Genomic DNA, 25,455 nt, shown 5'->3' on the forward strand with positions numbered 1-25,455 from the left:
ATTTGCCCCCTGCTGTGACAACTGTTGGTTTAGTTTATGTAAAATTAGAGGGATGGTGAGTCGTCTATCTAGGGTTTTTACGCTTTTGATTTTAATGTAATTACATGGGTTTCTGGTTTAGCACCTAGCCTTAAAGGAATAGACGTTGTCCCATATCCATTACTCACCAACAAGGTTGTCTGAGGGTACTTTTTGAGCTTCCCTATTTCATATGGGCCGATTCCAAATATACGAATCTGTCCACCATGAGTATGTCCACTTAAGACGAGGGAAATGCCCTCCTCTTTTGTTAACCTGTTCACGATTCGTGGATCATGGCATACTAAAATTCTGAACCCATCTTCTCCGCCATCCTGCAGAGCTAGATCCAGCCTATCTCTTTCTGTAGACATGTCATCAATACCCAATAAAATTAAACGTTCTCCAACCTCTGACTCAAAAGAGACAGCTGTGTTATCTAAAATTTTCACACCATATTTTAATAAGAGTCCATCGAGTAGATGCGGATCAATTTCATAATCGTTATTTCCCCAAACAAAATAGACCGGACCTACTTCTTTTAATTTTTGAATGTTTTGTTCAACTTGTTCAATTGTTACCCGTTTATCAAGTAGGTCTCCGCCGATTATGACCAAATCTACTTTTCCCTTTACTTTATTTAAAAGCTCGTCCGAAACAATTCTGCAGTGAAGATCAGATATAAAGAAAATCTTTACTTCCCCTAAGCTTTTCGGAAATTCCGCAAATGATACTTCTTGATAAATGATATTATCCATATAAGCCAATTTATACATATACACAAGTAAACTTACTGCCAATACAATTCCTATCACAAATATAAAGATCATAAATCCTCCCCTAGACCACTACTCTTCGATCATTTTAAACCGGCTAAAATCTAATGAAATAATACCATACAGAATAGAAAAACTGAAAAAAACCATCGTTTGCCAAAAACCTGTTTGGAATAAAATATAAAAACTAACCAGAAGCAGCAGTGCCAACAAAATTTCCACTAGATTCGATTCTTTTCGATTATAAAACAAAAACGTTTCTTCTACTCCTTCTTTTATAATCAGTGCATTTGTTATAAAACCAATAATAAATACGATTGAAGCCGAAAAAAACGCAAAAGGATCGACAACAAATTTTAGTAGAAACTCGGAAAATTCAAAGGGTGAATCAATTGGAAACAATAAAATAAATAGATAGCCACATCCAAATCCTAGTATTAATCGAGTACTCTTTTTCCACATAAAAAATCCCTCCCATAAAAATCTATGAGAGAGATTTAGTTTATAGCTTTAAAAATAGAAAAATCATTCTTCCTCATGAATGTCTAAAATACGAAAACCTGAATCCTCTAGTTTTTTCGTGAATTTATCAACATTATCCTTCTTTTCAATCTTCACAACGATTCGTCGGACAAGCTTGTCTGTTTCATCAAACGTAACCAATGAAATGATATGCTCATGGAATTGCCGGGCAATTTCAGCAAATCTCGCAAGCCTTCCTTCTGTTTCAATCGAAGTAAAAGCGATTCGTATCCCTTTTTTATTCACTCCAAAGGCAGATTGAAATTGCTCAAGTACATCAAATCGTGTGACGATTCCTAGATATTCTTTTTTATCATCCACTACAGCAAGGATAGGAAAGTCTTTTAAATCAAGTAGAGTATGTTCAAATAACTCTTGCCCCTTTAAGAATTTTTCTTGATATGTGGCAATGTTTGCACATTTAGTGTTTTGTAAATATTCTTCCCTTGACTGATTGGAAGTAAAAAAGTTCTCATACAAGTTGTACCTTGTCACAATGCCTACATACTGGGTTCCATTTAGAACTGGCAAGCCATCAATTTGATGCTCCTCTAATTTTTCGAGAGCCGTTTTTAATGAATCATCATTTTGAACGGTGTGTGTCTTGTGTTTTGGAATCATTATGTTTTTAACAAACATATTTATCACCTCGGGGATATTATAAGCGTTCATGTGAAAAATTCCACATTTCCATGGTAAAATCCTTTAATTTTTCATAATTATGTCATGCATGAGATATTTTTTCATAAAATTGAATGATATATAAATAAAAGGAGGGCAACTATGTTTACACTGTATAAGACCTATCGACCTTTCGTTGGTCCTTTTGATCCGTGTCCACCAATTAGGGTTAAAAGCTTTTCGACACCACCAAATTTATATATAGGATTTCAACCTAATAATTTTCCTCAATTTACCCCAATGGAAGCATTAAGAGCCGGTACACTTTGGAAGCCACTATATGACCCCTATTACAATTCACGTGAGTTAGCAAAGGGAGGAAACCCTTTATGACAAAACAATTACCACCAGAGTTTTATGAGTTAATGGAGCAGTTACAAGCAGTCGATTTTGTCCTTGTGGAGCTAAATCTATATTTAGATAACCATCCTAATGATTCAGAAGCGATCAGACAATTCAACCATTATGTGAAAGAAAGGAAAAAATTACGGAATGCTGTTGAAAGTATTTACGGGCCATTAATGCATTTCGGTCACAGTTATTCAGGTGACCCATGGAACTGGATTGACGCTCCTTGGCCATGGCAAGTGTAGTAACAATACTAGGAGGGATGGAAACACATGTGGATATACGAAAAAAAGCTTCAGTATCCTGTTAAGGTCAGTACATGTAACCCGATGTTAGCTAAATTCTTGATCGAACAATATGGTGGAGCTGACGGGGAGTTATCTGCAGCGTTACGCTATTTAAACCAACGTTATTCTATTCCTGACAGAGTCATTGGATTACTAACTGATATTGGAACAGAAGAATTCGCTCATTTAGAAATGATCGCCACAATGATCTATAAACTTACGAAAGATGCCACACCGGAGCAAATGAAAGCTGCTGGACTAGGTGATCACTACGTGAATCATGATAATGGTCTGTTTTACCACAATGCTGCTGGTGCACCTTGGACGGCGACTTACATTCAAGCAAAAGGTGATCCAATTGCTGACTTATATGAAGATATTGCCGCAGAAGAAAAAGCAAGAGCAACCTATCAATGGATTATCAATATGAGCGATGATCCGGATCTAAATGACGCCTTACGATTTTTACGTGAACGAGAAATTGTACACTCCTTGAGGTTCAGAGAAGCTGTTGAAATACTTAAAGAAGAAAAAGATAAAAAGAGAATTTTCTAGTATGTTTAAGGAGGCAGATCCAAAAATTCTGCCTCTTTTATTGTAAATGTGCTTATTTATTTTCATGGTAAAGATTAATATCATAATTCTTTTTCATCATTTCAAAAACGAGATGTCTGTTTTTCCAAGCATCTTTTGGCTTCCATAAGTCCTTACTTTTATCAATAATTTCGCAACGAAGGGCATGGAATTCTTTTTCCGCTTTATCCTTCTTTTGTTTTAGAAGGTTCATCAACCCAAATAGTCCTCCAATAACGACAAATGCGTATAAATTTAGAGATTGATCCACAAAGGCTGAAAACATCGCAGCAAACGAGTAGGAGTATGGAATCGCGATCGTTTTATAGAGAAAATAAATATAAGAAAAACCAAGAAAGACTGTTAGCCATAATACAGTTAAGTGCCGAAATTTGAATGCATCGAACTTCCTTTTTCTCTCCACAACCTTCTGAAGCATTTGTTTTGTCGCTTTATCGGTTCTATCATCAAGCATTAAAATTGAAGACTCCACTTTCTACTTCCCCTTCCAACCGTTTCAATTTGCAAGGTCCTATCAAAATATATGTACTTGTCCAGTAATATATGTTTGTTGAATACAAAAAAGCCGTCCTGCTTTTAGCAAGAGCGGCTTCTTCAACTATTGTGGAATCTTAATTGTTTGTCCTACTTGAATTTCATTTCCTTGGATGTTGTTTGCTTGTTTTATTTTCTCAATTCCTGTTTGCGAACCATAGTACTTCATCGCGATTCTATATAAAGTCTCGCCAGGTTGTACGGTATGGCTTTGAATAGATCCTTTATCTGTACTTGTTTCAGTCGCTGTAACCGGCGGTGTTGTGCTCTTATCATTCACAGTAGTCTCAGTAGAAGATAGATTCTCCGCTTCTTCTGGTTCCACTATTTCAGCCTCTTGATCTGTCACTGACTCAGCAACAACTTCTTCATTAACATTTTCTACATTCTCTTCAACAACTGTCGAATCCGAAATCGAAGCACCTTCGTCCTCATCTGTAACATTTACAGATTCAATATTACCTCGTTCATTATTATCAACTGACTCCGTTGCAGCCTTTTCTTTGTTATGGTTGATTGTATAGATACTAAAGCTAACAATCGGTAATAGAATAAAAAATAATGCCAGTAATCTTATAATTGGATACTTTAGCTTTACCCTTGTTTTTTTCCTCTTTTGCTCTTGCTGATGTACTCTACTTCTTGGTGGCAACGTAGAAGTAGAAGAAGTAGTAACCAGTTCTTCTTGAACTTCTGATTTTTTCGATATTCGCTTCCTAAGCCGTTGAGCTTGATCGCGTAGTGGTTCTTCTTTATTCATAGTTGATTTTCCCTCCTCTTTGATTAGACCTCTTCCTAGAAAAACGAATCATTACACCTAACAAGAAATCCACAATAAAATGTAAAACTATTGTGACAAGAAGATTGTCTGTGATTTCGTATATATAACCAATAAAAAAGCTTAATACAACAATATTGATAAAAAGAAATGGATTGAATAAATAACGATAATGGATAAGCGCAAAAATAATACTTGTGATAACTAAGCCAAAATGGGTTTGTAGAACTCCTCTAAATAACACTTCTTCTCCAATCGCAACAAGTGCAGCAATCGCAGCAATTTGCCAAACTGCTCTATTTTGAAAAAGCCTATGATTTAGTCCTCCATCATCATAGAATGAAGCTGGAAGAATTTTCATCAAGAGCATATCTACGTTGACAATTACTAGTCCAGACACTACTCCTACTGTCCATATTTTTGAATCCTCCCATTTCAAGAGTTCCCAAAAGGATGATAAATCATCAAATAGAAAAAATCCTAAAATAAGTGAAATCACCATTAATAAGACTTGAGTAGCAACAAGATGAAACATGATTTCTCGGTCAGTTAACTCATTTACTATTTCTGTATATTTATTTTTCATCATTCATTCGCTCACTCTTTACATAGAATAGTAGATAAATAATCCTGCCAATTAAACGGAAACTCTGCTATTGCTTCTTTTTCTTCTTCTTTTTGATACGATTCCATTTCCAAACCGCAAATATCACAACAAGGTTCAATACCAATTTTCTTATCTTCTGAAAAATAATTCAAGATCTTTTCTCGCCGACATTGGTTGGACTGGGTCCAATTTTTTAGCTGTTCGATTTTTTCTCTCTTAACTTGAATCCGTTTCTTAATAAATTCTTGAAATTCATTAAGAATAGACTCTAATTCATTCACACTTGTCTCAACACTCGCGAAGAAATCTGATAGGATACGCCACTGTACGTCATTTAAGCCAGCATCCGCTCTAATTTCATCTTCATATTCACCAAAGGAATCAATCGATTTTTCTTTTACCCATGCAAATACTCTGCTGATTTGGATCTCATTTGGCAATTCATTCTCGACAAGATGATAGGATAGGTTCTCATCACCTGGTGAATAGAGCAACACTGCAATACTTTTATTACCATCTCTGCCCGCACGGCCAATTTCTTGTATATAGGATTCCAGCTGCAATGGCATATGATAATGGATAACATAACGAACATTTTCTTTATTAATCCCCATTCCAAAAGCGCTTGTTGCACACACGATATCCAGTTGGCCATAAATAAATTGCTGCTGAATCAGTATGCGGCTTTCCTGATCCATTCCTCCATGATAAGCCATCACACGTGAAATCCCATGTTCTTTTAGCAATTGGACAATTGCCTCTGCTTTTTTTCGACTAGAAAAATAAATAATTCCCGGACCGTTCAAATAGGAAACAAGCTCATGTAACCGCTGGTCTTTTTCTCTTAAATCAGCTACCTCTTCCACCTTCATCGCAATATTTGGGCGATCAACTGAAAACAAAAACTCCTCCCAGTTTTTCAATTGTAATGAGGTCACAATATCGTTCACAACTTCCTTTGTTGCCGTTGCAGTAAGCGCTAGGGTTCGAGGATTTCCTAATTGTTCTCGCACCTTACCCAACTTCATGTAATCAGGACGAAAATCATATCCCCATTGAGAAATACAGTGCGCCTCATCGATGACAAAAAGAGAGATGGCTAGCCTTTGAAGTCTCTTAATCACGCTTGGCATACCTAGCATTTCTGGAGAGATAAAGATAAATTTGTATTGGTCCAATTGATTAAAAATAGCTCTTCTATTTTCACCAGTATTAAAGGAATTGATTGCAACGACCCTTTTTTCTCCGCGCATTTGAATCTGTTCCACTTGATCCTGCATTAATGATAATAGCGGTGAGACAATAATAACGACTCCAGGAAGATCATAAGCAGGAAGTTGATAGCATAGCGACTTCCCCGTTCCTGTAGGCAACACTGCCACTGTATTGTTGCCCTTTAATACGGAATCAATGACCTCTTTCTGTCCTTGCTTAAAGGTCGAAAAGCCAAAATACATTTCTAACATTTTTTCTAATTTGTTCCTCATCGTTCATCACCATACTTTGTCATTACTAAACGAATTTCAAAATAAGTGGTATCCGGTACAAGCTCCTTAATATATCGCAATTGTTTAGAAGTCGTCTTATTCTTTGCAGCTATGATATGTTTTATTTTTTCACCTTCAATAAATGGTGTAATATCAAATGAATCAATTTGAAGCGCAAGTTCAACGATATGGTCTTGAATCGTATTTACTTTTAAATTTCTAATTTTACCGATTTCCTCAAGGGAAAACCCTTTGTTTAATAAATCATATGTCTTTTTAGTCGACTCGGTCAGTGGCACGTTTGTTTGCAAATCACTTAATACGATAGCTAAGAGTGGAAATCGTGTTCGATTCGATTGAATTTTGTTCATCATATCGTGAATAAGCGCGTAAAATTGATAATGATATAAGGTTGGTTCAAGCATTAATGTATCACTTGCTTGTTTTTCAGTTAACCCAATTGTTTGAAACCCTGTAAGTCGAATAACTACTACTGCTGGATCAATTTCACTCACGTGGGTAAAACAAGCGATTAATTCTTCATAAAGAGATCGGCTTAATTTCGCTCGAGGCACATTACACTGTCTCAAAAAGCTCTTAATCCAGGCTTGAACATGACGATTACGTTGGATCGGTACATACTTTACTTCATGTTCAGATAAATGGGATGCAACCTGGACAAGGAGGGAAAGCCTCTCCCAAAACAGATCTCCTTCTTGAAAATGCCAACCATCAAGAAAAGATAAGAATGGATAGGTTGTTTTCAGCGCTTCAAAACCTGATTCTGACACGACATAATATTGTTCACCTGTTTCGAAAATCATGCTTTGTTCAACTAAAGAATTCACAATTTCATCAAACTGGTTTCTTGTAATGGAGCTATATGTTTTAAAAAATTTTGTAAGTTGGAAAAGATGTGCATCTTGAATCGTTTGGGAAGATTTTTTCCCACTAAGGAGATGATAAATAGAGTAAATCGTTCTTTCTCCGTTTAATTTATGTAAACAATGAAGTACAACATATTCCAAGAAAGGAGTTGACATTCTACCACCCTATTATTTTACGATTATCAATCGTATCATTAGTCAATATCAAGGACTTTCACATAAATTGACGAAATTTCGACGTATTTCTCTTTTATTCTACCACGAAATAAAAATTCTGTATCTCATCGTGCGCGAAATCCCCATATGATAAGCATTCTCAATATACTTTTTTATTGAAATGTTGTTGATACAGTTTTACAATAAGGTATGAGGGATACGTTTCAGAAAATTTTATGAAATGTATATGTATAATTCATTGGGAGGTAATTACATGGCAAAGTACACAATTGTTGACAAAGAAACATGCATCGCATGTGGCGCTTGTGGAGCTGCTGCACCAGATATTTACGATTATGATGATGAAGGTATCGCATTCGTAACACTTGATGACAACGAAGGAATCGTTGAAATTCCGGATGTTCTAATAGATGATATGATGGACGCATTCGAAGGCTGCCCAACTGATTCTATTAAGGTTGCTGATGAGCCATTCGAAGGTGACGCTTTAAAATTTGAATAGTCTATTCATAAGGAAACTCCTCTCATTTTTGAGAGGAGTTTTTTATTTGAAATTAAAGAACAAAAGCGCAAGCGCCTTACTCAGCCCCGACAAGCGCTGGAAGAACAGGTGATGAAGCGACCAATGAAAAATTGAATTTTATTTTTCAAAAGAGGGGCTAGGCGCTGGAGCTAAACGTAGATACATTTTATAACATAGTTATCCACAACAGCGAAATCTATAATTTCCTATACAATTAAGAAAGCAACGAGACAAAAATCTCGTTGCTTTCATTTTATTTAAACTCTGTATGCTCTTTGTTTTCCTATCCATGTGCTCATTCGGCTAAATAAGAGTATGAATACGATGGAGATGATGATTCCTTTTACGATATTAAAAGGAAGGATCCCCGCCACAATCATTTGTCGTGTTTCATCTCCTGACATCGCTGGGAAGCCCATAAATAGTGTGTACGCAGGTAGGAATACAAAGTAATTTAATACACTCATCACAATTGCCATGATGACTGTACCTGCCACTAAAGCATACGTCATTCCTTTTTTTGTTTTCAACTTCTCATAAATATAGTAGGTTGGTACAACAAACAGAATCCCTGCAATAAAATTCGAGATATGTCCTACTGGGATGCCCGTCTCACTACTTGTAATAACATAATCCAGTATATTCTTAAACAATTCGACTAAAATTCCTGCTACTGGACCAAAAATTAGCGCTGCAATTAATGCAGGGATGTCACTAAAATCCACCATTAAGAATTTTGGAAATGGCGGAAGCGGAAAGTTTAAGAGCATTAATACAAACCCAATGCTGCTTAACATTCCAATTGAAACTAAAGCCTTGACGTTGAAACTTTTCATTTTCCTCTCTCCTTTTTAGGATCCATCTCTCCTAAAGAAGAAAGGTTCAGCAAGCTTAAGGAACCTGTAAATTGTCGCACAAGAAAAGATCCTGTAGACGACAAACTCCCCCAAGTAAACTTGAGGGAGAATAAATTCAGGCACGCTTAATAAACATTCAAATTACTATTCTTTTGAACGTCTGCAGAACCTCCATCTTCTCCCATCCAGACTATACTGTCGGCTTTGGAATTTCACCAAATCCTGCCAAAGCGATAATAGTATTTCACTTGAATAGTACAACTATCCTGTGAATCCACATTATCCGCTCATAACTGGCTCGCGGGCTTAGAGAATGACTCTCATCACCGCCGGTCGGGAATTACACCCTGCCCCGAAGATAGATCAATATTTAATTACAGTTTCAATTATACCTCACGAATATTTTTTTGTGAAGAAATACGTTTCGGCTCCTATATTTTTTTGTTTTCTAGGTCGGTTTTATGGTAAATTAATATAGTAAAATTTATCATAGAATGTAAGTTATTCAATTATTTTTAGAAGGTGAGAAAATGGAAAAAGTACTTGTATTCGGACATAAAAATCCTGACACAGACACAATTTGTTCTGCGATTGCCTATGCAGACCTTAAGAATAAGCTTGGTTGGAATGCTGAGCCAATTCGTTTAGGTGATTTAAACGGAGAAACAGAATATGCTTTAAAAACATTTAATGCCGAAGCTCCCCGCTTAGTTCAAGCAGTTGCTGCTGAAGCGAAAGAAGTTATTTTAGTAGACCATAACGAACGTCAACAAAGTGCTGACGATATTGACCAAGTGAAGGTATTAGAGGTAATCGACCATCACCGCATCGCGAACTTTGAAACAAGCGACCCTTTATATTATCGTGCTGAACCAGTTGGTTGTACGGCAACTATTCTAAAGAAGATTTATAAGGAAAATGGGATTGAGATTGAAAAGAATATTGCTGGATTAATGCTTTCTGCTATTATTTCTGACTCTTTACTATTTAAATCTCCAACATGCACAAATGAAGACGTTGAAGCAGCTCGTGAGCTTGCAGAAATCGCTGGTGTGGATGCAGATAGCTATGGACTAGAAATGCTTAAAGCTGGAGCTGATTTACGTGATAAGTCAATCGAACAACTTATCTCACTTGACGCAAAAGAATTCCAAATGGGGAACAGCAAAGTTGAAGTAGCTCAAGTAAACGCTGTTGACATTCAAGACGTTCTTTCTAGACAAGGTGAATTAGAGGGAGCTCTGCAAAAAGTAATTGATGAGAAAAACCTCGATTTATTCGTATTTGTTGTAACAGATATTTTAAACAGTGACTCTACTGCCCTTGCTCTTGGACGTGCAACAGACGCTGTTGAAGAAGCTTATAACGTAAAGCTTGAAAATAACACTGCCCTTCTAAAAGGTGTTGTATCACGTAAGAAACAAATCGTTCCTGTATTAACAAACATTTTCAACAATAGATAAACAGCACGTAAAACGTAGGTCAAAATGGCCTACGTTTTTTTATTTTATTTGCAGGATTGAAATTGGTACGTCCACTTCCCTAAAAAGCGAACGTTTCAATGGTATATTCAATTTAATATTTAGTAATTTATCGTATATTTTAAATGAAAATTTAAAAAATGTTCGTTATTTTAGTGAATCTTTGAATATTTTTGTGTAAAGATAATTGACAGAAGAATATTCCTTTTGTACAATAATCAGAAAATTACTTCTTAATTGGGAGATGTTCAAATGTATCGAGTTCTAGTAGCCGATGCGATAAACGCGGAAGGCCTCCAACCTCTTTTAGAATACCCAGATGCAGTTCTTATTGAGAAAAAAGTAACCGACCCAGACGTTGCTTTAGAAAAAATTGATGCCATTCTCGTCAGAAGTGCCACTACTGTGACAGAAGAGCTCCTAGAAAAAATGCCTCAACTCAAAATCATCGCAAGAGCTGGCGTTGGCGTTGATAATATAGACGTTGCTGCGGCAACTAAGCGAGGCATCGTTGTTGTAAACGCTCCAGACGGAAATACAATCTCAACAGCAGAACATACTTTTGCCATGATGGCAGCGCTTATGAGAAACATCCCCCAAGCACACGGTTCTGTAAAAAATTTAGAATGGAAAAGAAATTCATTTGTAGGTCAAGAGTTGTACGGAAAGGCATTAGGAATAGTAGGATTAGGAAGAATTGGTTCTGAAATTGCCAAACGTGCGAAGGTTTTTGGGATGAATGTTCTTGTATTTGATCCATTTCTCACAAAGGAAAGAGCAAAGAATCTGAACGTCCAAAGCTGTACCCTCGATCAAATACTGGAACAAGCAGATATCATTACAGTTCATACTCCTTTAACCGCAGAAACAAAAGGATTAATAAATGCAGAAGCAATAAAGAAAACGAAAAAAGGTGTCTTTTTCTTAAATTGTGCGCGTGGAGGTATACTTGATGAACAAGCATTAGCAACGTACATCGGCAATGGTCATATCGGTGGCGCAGCGATAGATGTTTTTGAAGTAGAACCACCAGGTGAACATCCTCTTTTTAAATATGATAACGTCATTGTAACTCCACACTTAGGAGCTTCTACAAAAGAAGCTCAATTAAATGTGGCAACACAAGTAGCAAAAGAGGTCAGAACTTATTTCGAGGATAAGCCTGTATCTAATTCTATTAATCTCCCAGCGATTTCTACAGATATTTATGAAAAGATCCGTCCATTTCATAACTTATCTAAACAAATTGGCGCGATTTTATCACAATGCGTAAAAGAAGGAGTTCATGAACTTTCCATCAATTACGCAGGAAGTGTTACTGAACTTGAAACATCTTACTTAACTAAGGCATTATTATCAGGCTTTTTCAAAAACCGGATCGATGTCCATGTCAATGAAGTTAATGCTCTTTTAACTGCTAAGGAACGGGCCATTACAGTTGGTGAAAAAATTTCTACCAATGCCTTTGGATATGCAAACAGCATTACCGTAACAGCAAAAGTTGAAGATAGACAATTTACAATTAGAGGGACTTATATCGATCATTACGGTCCACGAATCGTCTTTATGAACGGATTCAATATCGATTTTCTTCCTGAAGGCAATCTCCTCTATGTTCAACACATGGATCGCCCAGGTGTAATTGGTCGTGTCGGAAAAATTTTAGGTGACCAATCAATCAATATTGCTACGATGCAGGTTGGACGTAAACGTGCTGGTGGAGAGGCAATCATGGTGCTTTCTTTTGACAAATCACTTGACGATGCATCACTGGATCTTCTGCAAAAACTTGATGATATTGTGTTGTTGAATCGAATTCATTTATAAAGCCTACAGGGTCGGAGGAAATATTCCTCCGATTTTTCTATTGATTCACATTAATGATTAACACCTGTTGAGGCTGGATAATATCTGACTTTAGATCATTTAATTCCATCAAATCTTGAACCGTAGTATTTAAATGTTTCGCTATGGTAGATAAAGAATCACCATCATGAACAATATAATTATCCGTAGATAAAGGTTTTATGACTAATTCTTGGTCTGGCATGATGAGGTCATCCTCTAACTGATTTGAAACCATGATCAGCCCAACTGACGTTTCAAATTCTTCTGCAATGTCCCATAAAGTATCGCCTTTTTCTACCTTATACGTTATATCTTCAGTCTCTGAATCATTATCGGTTTGCAGAGTCATAATCGTTTTTTCACTTTCACCCATTACTAGTAAGTAATCGCTATTAGGTAAGTATTTTACAAGCGTGTCTACGGTTACAGTTTTTTCTACTTCAGTTTCTACAGTTGCTACTTTTGATTCTTTAACCGTCTCCGTAACACCTGCTACCTGACCATTATCCATAACACCCGCAACCTGAGCTTTATCTGTTACTTCTTTCATTGCTGTGACACGTGCCCCTTTGCCGACATTCCCTAGGACAACTACAGGGTTAAGTGCATTTTCCTTGCCTACAGTCCATTCATTTTTATGTACTTCAAAATGTAGATGAACACCTGTTGATCTTCCAGTGCTCCCCATCTCACCTATGATATCTCCCTGTTTCAGGGTTTGCCCTTCTTTTACATTCCTTGTATTTAAGTGTGCGTATACAGTCTCAAAACGATTGGGGTGTTTTACAAAAACTACATTACCGTATGAACTAGAATGATACGATCTTGTCACGACGCCTTCGTCAACTGCATAAATAGGTGTTCCAAGTCCTGCGGCTATATCAATACCGTAATGCTTTCCGCCTCGCGTTCCAAACGTATCCGTGATTACACCGTCTGCCGGCCACATCCAGTGGTCAGCTGCTGCTTGCAAATCATTCGAAGCAGCTTGTGGATATTTTACTCCTATAAAAAGTAGGCTAATAAACAATGCCATTATACCCGCAATCAATAAACGTTTTATAAAGTCTCTCATAAGAATCCTCCTTAATTTGAGCTTTCTGTTACACGATATGACAGCCTGTACTTTGTTAGAACCACGAATTAGGCGGAGTAAAATGAAAAACCTGTCAAAACCTTTATCATTTCTTGTCTTATCAGGGTTTCTTTGTTTTTTTATGTCTTTTAAAGACACATTTGTTATTATTTGGATTACATTTGATTTTTTATACAAAAAGTTACTCTTTTTCAAGTAAATCGTGCTTTTGAGCTACTTTTTGGGGCTGTTATACCTAACCTTTTTTCAACATCTTTTGACATCTAATTGAAATCAAAATTTAATAAATGAAAAAGACCAGCAATAATGCTGATCTTAATTTAATATTTCCATTTTGTTAGGAGCCACAGGAACCTCTATTTCTTCGTTCATATTGAATTTTCCAATTTTATCTAGTTTATTATATTGAATGATTACTTTTTCAAAATCAAAGTCTTTTGCCGTTAATAGAATCGCTTCGATTGTATGAATAAATGAAGGCTCATTAGCTATTTTCGAATCGTCATCGAACTTTAAATTAAGAATATCTTCGCCTGCAGATTTGATTTCTTCTATATTAATATCTTGTGGAATGGAAGCACTCAATCCTAATGAGATATTTTCCTTCATAGCGTTAAAAGCTTCTTCAATCGACTTATATGGTTGACTATATGGAACTAAATAAAGTTGCTTTGGTTTCTTCTCTGGATAATGAAAATAATAGGCATGATTGCTGTCATTTGAAAGGTCTAAAGTTGGTAAGTTTCCATAAAGTTCAAATTCAATCCCTTTTTTCTCTTCTGTGAATAGGTCAACCTCATTCAATCCTAAAGTTTTCGCTAACTCTCTTAGCGTTTCCGTAAAAGCTTCTTGACCAGGAACTCCATACATATACGGATGATCAGTAGGTACACTAACATTTAAGACACTTTCATTACTTATACTTAGTTCTGCTTTTAGTGGATAAAATTCACTGAGTCCCCACTCTTCTTCTTTTAAGCTTGTCATTATTTCTTTATACTGCTCAAATAACTCTTTGCCATCCTCTTTAGGAACAACTATACTAATCGGAACAATATTTTGTCCTTGCGTATCAGGAATAGCATATGTGAATACATTCCCGTCAGTTAGGTCTTCCTTATACAAAGCTGTGTATGTTTCTTCCTCTTCGATGGAAGTCATTTGCATATTCTCATCATTTTTTTTGTCTGTAAAAATTTTCGCCTCTTCTTTTCCGCCTGCTGAGTCTTCACTATTCTCAGTCATTTTCGCCATTTCAGGCTGTTCGGCTGAGTCAGATGCGGTACTTCTTTCTTCCATTGAATTAGACGTAGATTCATTCCAATTCATCACGTTCGGAACAAGAATAACAAAGAGGAGAATGGCTGCAGCAGTCGCAACAGATGGTACCACCCAGCTACGTTGTTTCTTTTTACTCATTTTGATCGTGATATTTTGATATATATCACGTGGATCGCGGTGGTCTTGTATTTTCGGCATGTTGCTTAATAATTCTTCTAGTTGCTTATCGTTCCACTCTGATCTTTTCACTAGCTGTCTCCTCCTTTGCCATTCTTTCTTCCATTTCCTTTTTTAGCACTTTTAATGCACGATGCTGAGTCGTTTTCACTTTGCTTTCGGTCCACCCTAGAGCCTCAGCTGTTTCAGCAATAGTCAATTCTTGAATATACCGCATGACAATAACCATTCTTTGGTCAACCGTACAACGGTCTAGACATTGATATATCTTACCCACTTCTTCTTTTTGTAAAGCAATCTCTTCGGGAATAGGACTCTCATCCTTCACCTGACCAGTAGTCCAATCAAACTTTTCGGCTATTTTTTGTTTCCAACCTTTTTGTTTTCGGAAATGGTCAATGGCTACATTTCTAGCAATGGAGAATAGCCACGTTTTTTCACTACTTTTCCCCTCGAAGCGCTCGTATGATTTTAATACTCTTATATATACCTCTTGAACAAGATCTTCTGCTTGTTCTCTATTTTTCACCATATAAAAGATGAATTGAAAGACGTCGTGATGATATTTCTCATAGAGTTCATCAAAAACGGAGTCCATTGGTTTCCCTCCCCGTTCAACCAATTAGTCGTATTTTGTATTTAAAAAGTTACATTTTCACATTTTTCTATATTTTTACATTGACGCACATAATAACTATAGTATTTTTTATAAAAAAAAGGAAGAAGTTTTGAAAAACTCCATCCTTTTTAGAAAAAATCACATGTGCTTATTCACACTTGTTTGTCTGTGGAAAATACTTTTCTAGAGCTTGTCGCCGATGAACGAGCGCTCTCCGCTTTTCGTTTTGTCTAGCTCCGGTGGCTAGCCCCTCGAGTCGCTTCAGGTCAGTGACTGAAGTCAAAGTTCAGACTTCATCCCCTGCCCTTCCAGCGCTTGTCGGGTCTGGGCGAGCCACCTGCGCTTTTCGCTCTGTCTAGCTCCGGTGGCTAGCCCCTCGAGTCGCTTCAGGTCAGTGACTGAAGTCAAAGTTCAGACTTCATCCCCTGCCCTTCCAGCGCTTGTCGGGTCTGGGCGAGCCACCTGCGCTTTTCGATGTTCCTTGTGAATCAAGATAAGTCGGCAGATTTCTTGTTGTTATTGGATATTTCGAGGAATAAGGAAGTAAAATGTCGTTCCATGTCCTGCTTTACTTTGGACCGTAATATACCCTTTATGTCCCTCGATAATATTTTTAGCAATGGCAAGTCCAAGACCTGTTCCAGAGCTTCCTCTCGTTCTTGCCTTGTCAATTTTATAAAAGCGTTCAAATACAAACGGCAGATCTTCTTCTGGAATTCCTGTCCCCGTATTAAACACTTCTATATGAAGCCCTTTTTCATCCGTATTGGCCGTAACATTAATTGTACCGTGATCCTCGGTATATCTCATCGCGTTATCAATTAAGTTCGTCAATACTTGTTCAATTCGATCCCCATCAAAATAAAAATACGATTCTAAATGATCATAGTTTCCCTGAAGGTGGATTTCTTTTTCTTTTGCTAGACCTTGGAATTTACGAACAATTCGCTCAAGATATGGCTTAACTTCTATTTCTCCAATCGTTAACTGAATATGACCAGCTTCCATACGAGCAAGATCCAATAACTCATTTACGAGTCGACCCATTCTTAATGATTCATCATAGATCACTCTAGCCATTTCGATCTTCTCATCTTCAGTTGCTGCAATTCCATCAACAATTGCTTCACTATACCCTTGAAGCATAGAAATAGGCGTTCTCAATTCATGAGAAACATTTGCGATGAAGTCCTGACGGAGCTTGTCCAATTGACGCTCCTCCGTCATATCTCTGACTACAGCAACTGCTCCTCGAATAAACTTGTTATTATAAAGAGGACTGACAATAATCACCCAAAATCGGCCTTGGACTTGAATCTCTCCAACTTGTTCCTGCTCTGTGTTTACAGCGAGCTGGAACAACTCCATGACCTTGGTAGGCACTTCTTCCGTACTTTTCGCTCCCCCATCCTGCTCAAAATACCAATCTTGTAAAAATCGTTCGGCAGGTGGATTGGTGATGAGAATTGTACCATCTCGATTAAAAGTGATTACTCCATCAACCATACTACTTAAAATACTTGAAAGCTGTTCTTTTTCCTGACTTAGAGCATTTAAGTTAAACTTTAACTGTCTACCCATTTGATTAAATGCAGTAGCTAATTCACCAATCTCATCGTGGGTTAAAATCGGCACCTTTGTATCAAACTTTCCACGTGCAATTTCAGTAGCTGCTTCCTTCATCTTTCGTAAAGGAGCATTGATTCTGGTTGCTAAGAAGAAGGCGAAAATAGTCGTAAGTATAATAGCCACTCCTGCAGCCAAGAGAATGAACTTTTTCGTATCTTCAGAAGTTTGTTTCAGTACTTGTAATGACTGCATAATAAACACAGCACCGTTTTTGTTATCCTCAAGATGGATCGGAACACCTATAATCAATAATCGAGAATCTTCATCATAATTCTCTACCGGGAAGCTAGCGATTTTCATTGTTGATTTCTCTTCCGTAAACACCTTGTTTAATTCAGGGTCATTCATAAAGTAATCGACTGACAAATCAAAGGATTCTTCCATTGTTGGTGAAACAAAATACTCGTTTTGATCATATATGATCATCGCTTCTGTAGCATCATCAAGGAGTTCCCAAGCTATTTGCAGGCCAACACTCTCTTCCTGTTCCTCAAGAAAATGAGAAATTCGCGTCGCTGTTTTTTCTAGATTATTTTCGGCTTCATTTATTCGATCGTTTTCAAAGTACTCCAGTAACATCACTGTTAAAATGAATAATACAAACGAAACGAGGAATAGAATGGTAAACCAAAGTTTTCCAACAACACTACGCCAGAACATCATTCATTGATAACCTCAAACTTATAGCCAACTCCCCATACTGTTACAATCATGCGCGCTGCATCTTCAGAAACCTTATTAAGCTTTTCGCGAAGACGTTTAACATGAGTATCGACTGTTCTCAAATCTCCAAAAAATTCATAATGCCAAACCTCTTTTAAAAGTTGTTCCCGGTCAAACACTTTATCCGGAGCTTTTGCTAAGAAATACAGGAGTTCATATTCTTTCGGTGTTAAGCTAACTTCTTTCCCATCAGCTAACACGCGATGAGCATCATTATCGATAGTTAAATGCTGAAAGACAATAACATCCTTAGCTGTAGTTTCCGTTTGGAAGTAAGAAGTATTTGATGATCTTCTTAGCATCGCTTTTACACGGAGAACCACTTCCCTTGGACTAAACGGCTTTACAATATAGTCATCCGTACCAACTTCAAAGCCTTGGACGCGGTTTACTTCTTCCCCTTTTGCTGTCAGCATAATAACGGGAGTTGCTTTCTTTTCTCTTAGTTCACGACATACTTCGATCCCGTCTTTACCTGGCATCATTAAATCAAGAAGAATAACATCATAATCATATGCGAGTGCTTTAGCTAAAGCTTCGTTCCCATCTTCTGCCTCATCAATCGTGTATTCTTCTCTTTCTAAATACATTTTTAATAAACGTCTAATTCTTTCCTCATCGTCAACAACTAAAATTCTTACTTCCTTTTCCATATAACAATCCCCCTAAGATTGATTATTGCTTTGTAGTAGTTTATCCCTTGAATTTTTCCAAAAAAGCCTTCACAAAAGTGAAGGCATATTTTAAAGTCATTTCAAACCGGCAAATATCGATTAAGAACCAGCGTAGGAATGCAATCCAGCTAACACCAAGTTTACAGCGATTAAGTTAAACATGATAATTGCAAAACCTAGTACGGCCAACCAAGCTGATTTTTCACCATGCCAGCCCTTTGCTAAGCGTAAATGTAGGAACGCCGCATAGAACAACCATGTGATAAGTGCCCATACTTCTTTCGGATCCCAACCCCAGAAGCGAGTCCAAGCTATTTGCGCCCAAATCATAGCAAAAACAAGTCCACCTAATGTAAAAACTGGGAAACCAATTAATACGGAGCGGTAACTGATTTCATCGACTAAATCTAGATTAATATTCTTTGTTAGCGGCTGAAGAAGCGCTCCAATTCGTTTTCGAATGATAAGTCTTATTAAAATATAGAGTATAAGACCTGCTCCAAGTGACCAAATAACAGTATTCAATTTCTTCGCATTAATAATAGCAGGTACTTCTAGTAACGGCTCGAAGTCCCCTTTATTAACGATCTCCCACTCATGCGGACCGAATAATGCAGGCATTGAATATTCCATTGTGGCTGCCGCATCATTTTTATCGATATAGTTATATGTTGCCTTATAATCTGAAATTGCAAACCCTGAAGTAATCACGACAAAACCGATAATTGCAACAAAGGAATACATAATAACTTCTAACCAAGTTGTACTCTTGCTTCGTTTTGATTGATCAATCGCTTTTACTAAATAAATAAGTCCTGAACCAAAGCTAACTGCTAAAATTGCTTCACCTAAAGCAACAGTAGAAACGTGTATTTGCAACCAATAGCTTTGCAATGCAGGTATTAATGGCGATATTTCTCTAGGAAACATACTTGCATAGGCAATAACAAGAAGTGCAATTGGCAATACAAACAAACCAAGTACAGAAGTTTTATAGAGAAAATAAATCAAAATAAACGCCAAAACTAAACACATTCCGAAGAATGCAGTGTACTCAAACATGTTACTAAGAGGCGCATGTCCCCCTACAATCCATCTTGTTATGAAGAAACCAAGCTGTGAAAGAAAACCGAGTATCGTAATTGTTATTCCAATTTTCGCCCACTTTTCGAATGACTTCTCTTTCTGTAGACCTTTCTTTTGTCTAATGGCTCCGCCAAAAAACGGTATGGCAACTAAGTATAGAATAAATGCTACTAATAAAAGGTTCGAACTCAAATTAGCCAACCTATTTCCTCCTAACTGTGAGAAAGTGACAGATTTTGTTATCGTGTTACTTTACTCATCCTGCAATTGATCCTCTGGTTCATGGATTCCAGAACCGTCTAATATCATTCCTATTTCTCTCTTCAAACCATGCCAGTTTTTGTTCGTATGACCTGACACCCAAATTTCATTATCTTTTCTTCTAATCCAGATTCTACGATGATTCCAATACGCACCTTGTGCAACTCCAACCATAAAGATAAAGCCACCCACAGCAAAGAGCCATAGCGTTAGGTCTTTACGGACCGTTAATCCAGATACATCTTTCGTTTCAATCCCAGCAAATTTCATTTGGTATTCATTATCCCCAAAAGGTTCCACTGTTTGTTGAATCGCCACAAAGCTGATTTCCCCATCCGGTTTATCCGGAGTTAACATTTTAAAGACAAAGGCTGGGTTATTTGGGACCCTTGATTTTGTCCTAGGCTCTCCATCATCATTAAATTCAAAATCAGGAAAATAACTCATAATTTCAACCGAATAGCCATTTCCTAAATCGTATTTCGTTTCCGGTTCATTTAAGTCAATCTTCAGGTTGCCAAGTGGCTCATTTTCACTCTTATTAACAAGATTAAAAGACATTGAAGATAACTCGTCTAATTTATATTCTGTTTGATATAAGGCAAATCCTTCAAACTTTAGAGGTTCATTAACTCGAATGTCATATTCCTTAACCTTTTCTAACTTAGCCTCTTCACCAGCAACACTATCACCAATCTTTTTGTAAAGAATGACGTCAGATTGATAATTTTTCGCGACCATTCCTGCATTTTCAATCGCTTCACTAAAAGCTTGGTTATCTTTGTCTTTGTCATACACTTCTAAAGTAAACCCTTTATTTTCAAGGTAGTATTGACCATCTGTTTCTGGTATAAGCTTCGTTTCACCTTCACGAATCCATACTATGTCATCTATGTACATTCCAGGAACAAAGCGAAGCATTCCACCGATTAAGAAAATGATTAGACCACAATGATTGACGTATGGACCCCAGCGAGAAAATCTTCCTTTTTCCGCAAGGATATTTCCATCTTCTTCCCTAATCGAATAGCGCTTTGCCCTTAAATTTCCCTTTACCTTTTCAAAGGTTTCATCAATATTTTCAGCGTGAGTAATCCCAAATAAACGTTGACGTTTAAGAAAGCTATCATGTCTAGTCACTCTTTGTGTCTTCAAAGCGCGATAGAGTGGTACTACTCTATCAATACTACAAATGACAAGTGACACACCAATTGAAGCGATAAAGACAAGATACCACCACGAGCTGTACAAATTGTGAAACCCAAGTTGGTAATAAAGTTTTCCGAACCAGCCATATTGATCCTCATAATATTCAGCTGGAGTCATAATCGTTGGAATATACATTTCCTGTGGCAAAATAGTTCCAAGTGCAGATGCAATTAAAGTAACTACAATCAGCCAAACTCCAACCTTTACAGAAGAGAAAAAGTTCCAAATTTTATCTATAATTGTTTTATTATAAGTTTGCGAACGGCGGGCACTTCCCTCATAACGCATATCATGGAGCTTTCCTTGTGCTTTCTCTTCTATTAATGTAATACCACAAGACTCACAAAGTACAGTTCCGTGAGGGTTCACATGTCCGCATTCACATTTTACTTCCTTCATTTTAAAAACTCCTCGTACCCTTATGGTTTTATCTCTTTTGCCATATCTGCAATTACAGCTTCGTTAATGATTTCTCCCTTATGAATCTTCTTGATGATTCCGTCTTTATCTATTAAAAATGTAATCGGAAGAGGTTCAACTCCATAAGCAGTTAATACTTCCTGATTTTTATCATTGAGCACTGGGAAAGTTAAATTATGTCGCTCAATAAACTCTCTTATAGTGACAGTAGCTTCTCCAACATTTATTGTTAATACTTGAATACCTTCGTCATTATATTTCTGATACTGCTGTTCCAAGTATGGCATTTCCCGCTCACATGGTGGACACCATGTTGCCCAGAAATTTAAGAGTACACCCTTCCCTTCAAAATCTGAGAGGCGGTATTTTTCACCATTCAGGTCAGTAAGAACAAAATCAGGTGCTTTTTTGCCTACTTCAATTTCCGGATTATCATCCTTTGTAAAATTGGCATACAACGTATAAATCACAGCAGCTCCCAATACTAGCAAGATCACGGTTCGAATGATTAACCGCTGCTTTTTCATATGTAAAAACTCCCTCCGATTTGCCTAAAAATAAACGTAAGTTACCACCATTATATCATTTTTCAACATGTACACATTGTTATCTTTATTACTATGTGTGACACTTCTATGAATTTTTCTTAATTTCGTGAATTGATTCACAAATTCTCTATTTATTCGGTTTCGTGGTCGCTAAAGCACGAAGTTGCTTCACTTCATGAGGCGTCAATTCTCGCATATCCCCTACACTGAGCCCTTTTAACGTTAGAAAACCATAGCTTTCCCTCTTCAACTTCATGACCGGATGTCCAATTGCTTCAAACATTCTACGAACTTGTCGATTTCTTCCTTCATGTATGGCTAATTCAACAATCGCTGTTTGCTTCTTCTTATCAATACTAATAACCTTCACTCTAGCAGGCGCAGTTTTTCCATCCTCTAATTGAACGCCGCGTTCTAGACTTCTCATTTTTTCCCTTGAAGGAATTCCTTTTATTTTTGCTACGTATACCTTTTGAATCTCATTTTTCGGATGCATTAAAATGTTCGCAAATTCCCCGTCGTTTGTTAGTAAGATCAAGCCTGACGTATCATAATCCAAGCGTCCAACAGGGTACACTCGTTGCTTTAATTCAGGTAAGAAATCCGTTACAACCTTCCGACCCTTATCATCCATTACACTAGAGATAACACCGCGGGGCTTATAAAATAGAAAATAAATTGGTTCCTCTTTTTCAACAGGGATTCCATTTACTTCTACTCTATCTGTTGGTGAAACCTTTAACCCTAGTTCTTTGACTACTTTGCCGTTTACTTTTACCTGTCCATCTATAATGAGCTGTTCTGCCTTTCTTCGGGAAGCGAAGCCGGCATGAGCAATCACTTTTTGCAATCTTTCCATGTATGTCACCTCAGTAAATTCTTGTCAGTATAATACTTTCCTACTGAATTATGACATAAGTCATGTCATTTTCAAAGTGTTGACCTGCATTTAAAGCAAAAGAAAAAGATATCGCATTAAGGATATCTTCTCAGTTCATCTATTTTCCAAAAACTAACGTCACTACAATAATCGCCGCGGAGATTCCTACCAAATCTGCTAAGAGGCCGACTTTTAAGGCATCACCCATTTTTTTGATTCCTACTGCTCCAAAATAAACCGTTAATACATAGAAGGTCGTATCTGTACTACCTTGAATTGTTGCCGCTAGTCGACCAATAAAGGAATCAGGTCCATGTGTAGCCATTAGATCACTTGTTAAACCAAGGGCGGCTGTACCTGAAATCGGTCGAATAAAAGCTAGAGGTGCGATTTCCGCTGGTACGCCAATTGCTTCAAGAACAGGTCGGATGAATCCCATCAAAAAATCAAGGGCTCCCGATGCTCGAAAAACAGATATGGCAACTAACATTCCTACAAGAAAAGGAATAATGGACACGGCAATTTTAATGCCTTCCTTTCCTCCTTCTGTAAAGCTTTCGTATGTTGGAACTTTCTTGAACGTGCCATATATTAATATTAATCCAATTAAAACCGGTATAAACCACATAGATATTACGGAAACGATACCCATTTATCATTCATCCTTTTTTCGACTTCTTCGATAATGAAAATAACGGTCAATAATGATTGCTCCAATTGTCGAGCACATCGTGGCAAGTAAAGTCGTTCCTACAATATCGGTCGGATTAGCCGAATTATAATTCATCCGGATGGCAATCACCGTTGTCGGTATTAATGTAAGGCTGGACGTATTAATGGCCAGAAACGTGATCATAGAACGACTCGCCTCATTGGAGCCATTGTTCAATTTTTTCATTTCCTCCATCGCTTTAATCCCCAACGGGGTCGCCGCGTTTCCGAGCCCAAACATATTTGCGATCATATTTGAAAGCACATACCCCATAGCTGGATGCTCGTTTGGGATTTCAGGAAATAACTTTTTTACAATCGGCTCAAATAATTTTGCCAAAATTTTCAGCATGCCTGCATCCTCTGCAATTTTCATCATCCCAAGCCAAAAAACAAGAATACTGATTAAACCAATACATAGAGTCACAGCTTCCTTCGCACCTGTAAAAATAGCTTCGTTGACCGCTCCAATTGTGCCATTGAAAATGGCAAAGACAATTCCGATCACAAACATAAAAACCCAGATTAAATTAACCATTTGTCTTCACACCAGTTAATGCAGCAAACAAGTCTTTAATTTGCTCAAACCACGGGGGATCTTCTTCTTCCTCATGTCGATAATAAATCGGAATCTCTTTAATTGGTTGATCTTCAAAACGAACAATAGCTTTACCAACAACATCTGGTGCATTTCTACTGTCTTCCCATTCTTCCTTTGGATTGACAAGTTGAATGTCAATTTGGAATTTATCCTTTTCGTCTTCAGTTACAGGATACGTATATTCATTTTTAATATAGATCTTTTGTTTATAAAAATCGTTTTCTATTTTGTTGATATTCCCAGGCTTTATAATTTGAGCGATATCGTAATTTTTAAAAGCCGACTCAAACATCGCAATGTGGTCATTCCAATCATCTGAAGCATTTAGAGTGACGGCGATTAAATCCATATCCCCTTTTGTAGCTGTACTTACGAGTGTTCTTTTCGCAAGCTTCGTGTAACCCGTTTTCCCACCAGTACTATATTTATAAAGCCTTGTTAGAAGCTTGTTTTTATTTTTCCACTCTCTTTCCCAATTTTCAGTTGGATTCGGAGCATGATGCTCTTTCGTGACGGCTATTTTTTTGTATGTATCATTTGCCATTGCATACCTGGTTAAGAGTGCCATGTCATAAGCTGTTGAGTAATGCTCATCCGAATCATCCAGCCCGTGTGGATTCGCAAAATGACTGTTCGTCATTCCAATTTCTTCTGCTTTTTGATTCATTAAGAAAACAAAGCCCTCTAAGCTTCCCCCTACGTGCTCTGCAATAGCTACAGCTGCATCGTTTCCAGATCTAAGCATAAGCCCATAGACTAAGTCCTCTAGTTTAATCTTCTCACCCTGTTTTAAATACAAAGATGAACCCTCTGTTCCTTCCGCCCGATCACTGACAGTGACCATTTCGTCAAGCTTGCCTGATTCAATAGCTAATATCGCAGTCATAATTTTTGTAATACTAGCAATCTTCCTCTTTTCATGGGCACCTTTTTCGAATAAAACTCTTCCCGAACCCTGTTCCATTAAGATAGCATTTCGAGCACTCACTGAAACCGAAACAGAAGCTTTTGCCTTCTGTGGAAGATTCGTTATAAGAAGAGTAAGGCTTATGTAAAAAATAATTAGCTTCCACTGTTTTTTCATTCTGATTACCTCGCCCTGTTTTGTTTGTACAAGTTTATGCGGGACAAGGTA

At 37.3% G+C, this 25,455-nt stretch carries 27 protein-coding genes and 1 riboswitch; of the genes, 6 read left to right on the plus strand and 21 right to left on the minus strand.

The window, feature by feature from the left end:
• Window positions 1–77 precede the first annotated feature (77 nt).
• From FA727_RS09485 to FA727_RS09495, 3 genes are all read right to left on the minus strand, one after another.
• On the minus strand, window positions 78–848 hold the full coding sequence (locus FA727_RS09485) for a metallophosphoesterase (RefSeq protein WP_136830647.1): 771 nt from the start codon (window positions 846–848) through the stop codon (window positions 78–80).
• Window positions 849–866: 18 nt separating this feature from the next.
• A complete protein-coding gene (locus FA727_RS09490) occupies window positions 867–1,256 on the minus strand; it encodes a hypothetical protein (protein ID WP_136830648.1) in 390 nt (129 codons plus the stop codon).
• 63 nt (window positions 1,257–1,319) lie between these two features.
• Window positions 1,320–1,955, minus strand: a complete 636-nt coding sequence (locus FA727_RS09495) for a CBS domain-containing protein (protein ID WP_136830649.1) — start codon at window positions 1,953–1,955, stop codon at window positions 1,320–1,322.
• 144 nt (window positions 1,956–2,099) lie between these two features.
• Between FA727_RS09495 and FA727_RS09500 the strand changes: the two genes are divergently transcribed.
• The 3 genes from FA727_RS09500 to FA727_RS09510 are packed head-to-tail and all read left to right on the plus strand — an operon-like array spanning window position 2,100 to window position 3,187.
• Window positions 2,100–2,330 carry a spore coat associated protein CotJA gene (locus FA727_RS09500; protein ID WP_136830650.1) on the plus strand — a complete coding sequence of 77 codons (231 nt, stop codon included), beginning with the start codon at window positions 2,100–2,102 and terminating at the stop codon, window positions 2,328–2,330.
• The gene (locus FA727_RS09505) at window positions 2,327–2,590 is read left to right on the plus strand and encodes a spore coat protein CotJB (protein WP_136830651.1); all 264 of its coding nucleotides are present in this window, start codon (window positions 2,327–2,329) and stop codon (window positions 2,588–2,590) included. Before FA727_RS09500 ends, FA727_RS09505 begins: the two co-directional genes overlap by 4 nt.
• 27 nt (window positions 2,591–2,617) lie before the next feature.
• Window positions 2,618–3,187: a manganese catalase family protein gene (locus FA727_RS09510; protein ID WP_136830652.1), complete on the plus strand. Its 570-nt coding sequence runs from the start codon at window positions 2,618–2,620 to the stop codon at window positions 3,185–3,187.
• A gap of 52 nt (window positions 3,188–3,239) precedes the next feature.
• On the opposite strand, the gene FA727_RS09515 is transcribed toward FA727_RS09510, so the two are convergent.
• From FA727_RS09515 to FA727_RS09535, 5 genes are all read right to left on the minus strand, one after another.
• Window positions 3,240–3,698 carry a YpbF family protein gene (locus FA727_RS09515; protein ID WP_136830653.1) on the minus strand — a complete coding sequence of 153 codons (459 nt, stop codon included), beginning with the start codon at window positions 3,696–3,698 and terminating at the stop codon, window positions 3,240–3,242.
• 126 nt (window positions 3,699–3,824) lie between these two features.
• Window positions 3,825–4,520: a LysM peptidoglycan-binding domain-containing protein gene (locus FA727_RS09520; protein ID WP_136830654.1), complete on the minus strand. Its 696-nt coding sequence runs from the start codon at window positions 4,518–4,520 to the stop codon at window positions 3,825–3,827.
• Entirely contained in the window at window positions 4,513–5,124 is a 612-nt protein-coding gene (locus tag FA727_RS09525; protein WP_136831058.1) for a CPBP family intramembrane glutamic endopeptidase, read from the minus strand. Before FA727_RS09525 ends, FA727_RS09520 begins: the two co-directional genes overlap by 8 nt.
• Before the next feature lie 11 nt (window positions 5,125–5,135).
• Window positions 5,136–6,632 carry a RecQ family ATP-dependent DNA helicase gene (locus tag FA727_RS09530; protein ID WP_136830655.1) on the minus strand — a complete coding sequence of 499 codons (1,497 nt, stop codon included), beginning with the start codon at window positions 6,630–6,632 and terminating at the stop codon, window positions 5,136–5,138.
• On the minus strand, window positions 6,629–7,660 hold the full coding sequence (locus FA727_RS09535; RefSeq protein WP_158318828.1) for a YpbB family protein: 1,032 nt from the start codon (window positions 7,658–7,660) through the stop codon (window positions 6,629–6,631). Before FA727_RS09535 ends, FA727_RS09530 begins: the two co-directional genes overlap by 4 nt.
• Before the next feature lie 289 nt (window positions 7,661–7,949).
• Between FA727_RS09535 and FA727_RS09540 the strand changes: the two genes are divergently transcribed.
• Window positions 7,950–8,198 carry a ferredoxin gene (locus FA727_RS09540; protein WP_136830657.1) on the plus strand — a complete coding sequence of 83 codons (249 nt, stop codon included), beginning with the start codon at window positions 7,950–7,952 and terminating at the stop codon, window positions 8,196–8,198.
• A gap of 278 nt (window positions 8,199–8,476) precedes the next feature.
• On the opposite strand, the gene FA727_RS09545 is transcribed toward FA727_RS09540, so the two are convergent.
• Window positions 8,477–9,055, minus strand: a complete 579-nt coding sequence (locus FA727_RS09545; protein ID WP_136830658.1) for an ECF transporter S component — start codon at window positions 9,053–9,055, stop codon at window positions 8,477–8,479.
• Window positions 9,056–9,245: 190 nt separating this feature from the next.
• Window positions 9,246–9,440: riboswitch (FMN riboswitch) on the minus strand.
• Between the two features lie 166 nt (window positions 9,441–9,606).
• Between FA727_RS09545 and FA727_RS09550 the strand changes: the two genes are divergently transcribed.
• The gene (locus FA727_RS09550; protein ID WP_136830659.1) at window positions 9,607–10,539 is read left to right on the plus strand and encodes a manganese-dependent inorganic pyrophosphatase; all 933 of its coding nucleotides are present in this window, start codon (window positions 9,607–9,609) and stop codon (window positions 10,537–10,539) included.
• Window positions 10,540–10,809: 270 nt separating this feature from the next.
• The gene (gene serA / locus FA727_RS09555) at window positions 10,810–12,384 is read left to right on the plus strand and encodes a phosphoglycerate dehydrogenase (RefSeq protein ID WP_136830660.1); all 1,575 of its coding nucleotides are present in this window, start codon (window positions 10,810–10,812) and stop codon (window positions 12,382–12,384) included.
• Between the two features lie 37 nt (window positions 12,385–12,421).
• Here serA and FA727_RS25440 read toward each other — a convergent pair whose 3' ends face one another.
• From FA727_RS25440 to FA727_RS09615, 12 genes are all read right to left on the minus strand, one after another.
• A complete protein-coding gene (locus FA727_RS25440) occupies window positions 12,422–13,480 on the minus strand; it encodes a peptidoglycan DD-metalloendopeptidase family protein (RefSeq protein WP_136830661.1) in 1,059 nt (352 codons plus the stop codon).
• 336 nt (window positions 13,481–13,816) lie between these two features.
• On the minus strand, window positions 13,817–15,031 hold the full coding sequence (locus FA727_RS09565) for an RsiX family anti-sigma factor (RefSeq protein WP_136830662.1): 1,215 nt from the start codon (window positions 15,029–15,031) through the stop codon (window positions 13,817–13,819).
• The gene (sigX, locus tag FA727_RS09570; RefSeq protein WP_136830663.1) at window positions 15,006–15,557 is read right to left on the minus strand and encodes an RNA polymerase sigma factor SigX; all 552 of its coding nucleotides are present in this window, start codon (window positions 15,555–15,557) and stop codon (window positions 15,006–15,008) included. Before sigX ends, FA727_RS09565 begins: the two co-directional genes overlap by 26 nt.
• A gap of 537 nt (window positions 15,558–16,094) precedes the next feature.
• Window positions 16,095–17,870, minus strand: a complete 1,776-nt coding sequence (locus FA727_RS09575) for an ATP-binding protein (protein WP_136830664.1) — start codon at window positions 17,868–17,870, stop codon at window positions 16,095–16,097.
• A complete protein-coding gene (locus FA727_RS09580; RefSeq protein WP_136830665.1) occupies window positions 17,867–18,583 on the minus strand; it encodes a response regulator transcription factor in 717 nt (238 codons plus the stop codon). Before FA727_RS09580 ends, FA727_RS09575 begins: the two co-directional genes overlap by 4 nt.
• Before the next feature lie 120 nt (window positions 18,584–18,703).
• Complete coding sequence (ccsB, locus tag FA727_RS09585) at window positions 18,704–19,891, minus strand: c-type cytochrome biogenesis protein CcsB (protein WP_136830666.1); 1,188 nt, start codon at window positions 19,889–19,891, stop codon at window positions 18,704–18,706.
• 51 nt (window positions 19,892–19,942) lie between these two features.
• Window positions 19,943–21,559: a cytochrome c biogenesis protein ResB gene (gene resB, locus FA727_RS09590; RefSeq protein ID WP_136830667.1), complete on the minus strand. Its 1,617-nt coding sequence runs from the start codon at window positions 21,557–21,559 to the stop codon at window positions 19,943–19,945.
• A gap of 20 nt (window positions 21,560–21,579) precedes the next feature.
• Window positions 21,580–22,107 (minus strand): thiol-disulfide oxidoreductase ResA, encoded by a 528-nt coding sequence (gene resA / locus FA727_RS09595; protein WP_136830668.1) that lies wholly within the window; start codon window positions 22,105–22,107, stop codon window positions 21,580–21,582.
• 148 nt (window positions 22,108–22,255) lie between these two features.
• Complete coding sequence (locus FA727_RS09600; RefSeq protein WP_136830669.1) at window positions 22,256–22,987, minus strand: pseudouridine synthase; 732 nt, start codon at window positions 22,985–22,987, stop codon at window positions 22,256–22,258.
• Window positions 22,988–23,126: 139 nt separating this feature from the next.
• Entirely contained in the window at window positions 23,127–23,660 is a 534-nt protein-coding gene (locus FA727_RS09605; protein ID WP_136830670.1) for a spore maturation protein, read from the minus strand.
• Window positions 23,661–23,663: 3 nt separating this feature from the next.
• Window positions 23,664–24,257: a nucleoside recognition domain-containing protein gene (locus FA727_RS09610; RefSeq protein ID WP_136830671.1), complete on the minus strand. Its 594-nt coding sequence runs from the start codon at window positions 24,255–24,257 to the stop codon at window positions 23,664–23,666.
• A complete protein-coding gene (locus FA727_RS09615; protein WP_136830672.1) occupies window positions 24,250–25,404 on the minus strand; it encodes a D-alanyl-D-alanine carboxypeptidase family protein in 1,155 nt (384 codons plus the stop codon). Before FA727_RS09615 ends, FA727_RS09610 begins: the two co-directional genes overlap by 8 nt.
• Window positions 25,405–25,455 lie beyond the last annotated feature (51 nt).

It is taken from the genome of Robertmurraya kyonggiensis (genome assembly GCF_005116465.1).
GTDB classification, from domain to species: domain Bacteria; phylum Bacillota; class Bacilli; order Bacillales; family Cytobacillaceae; genus Robertmurraya; species Robertmurraya kyonggiensis.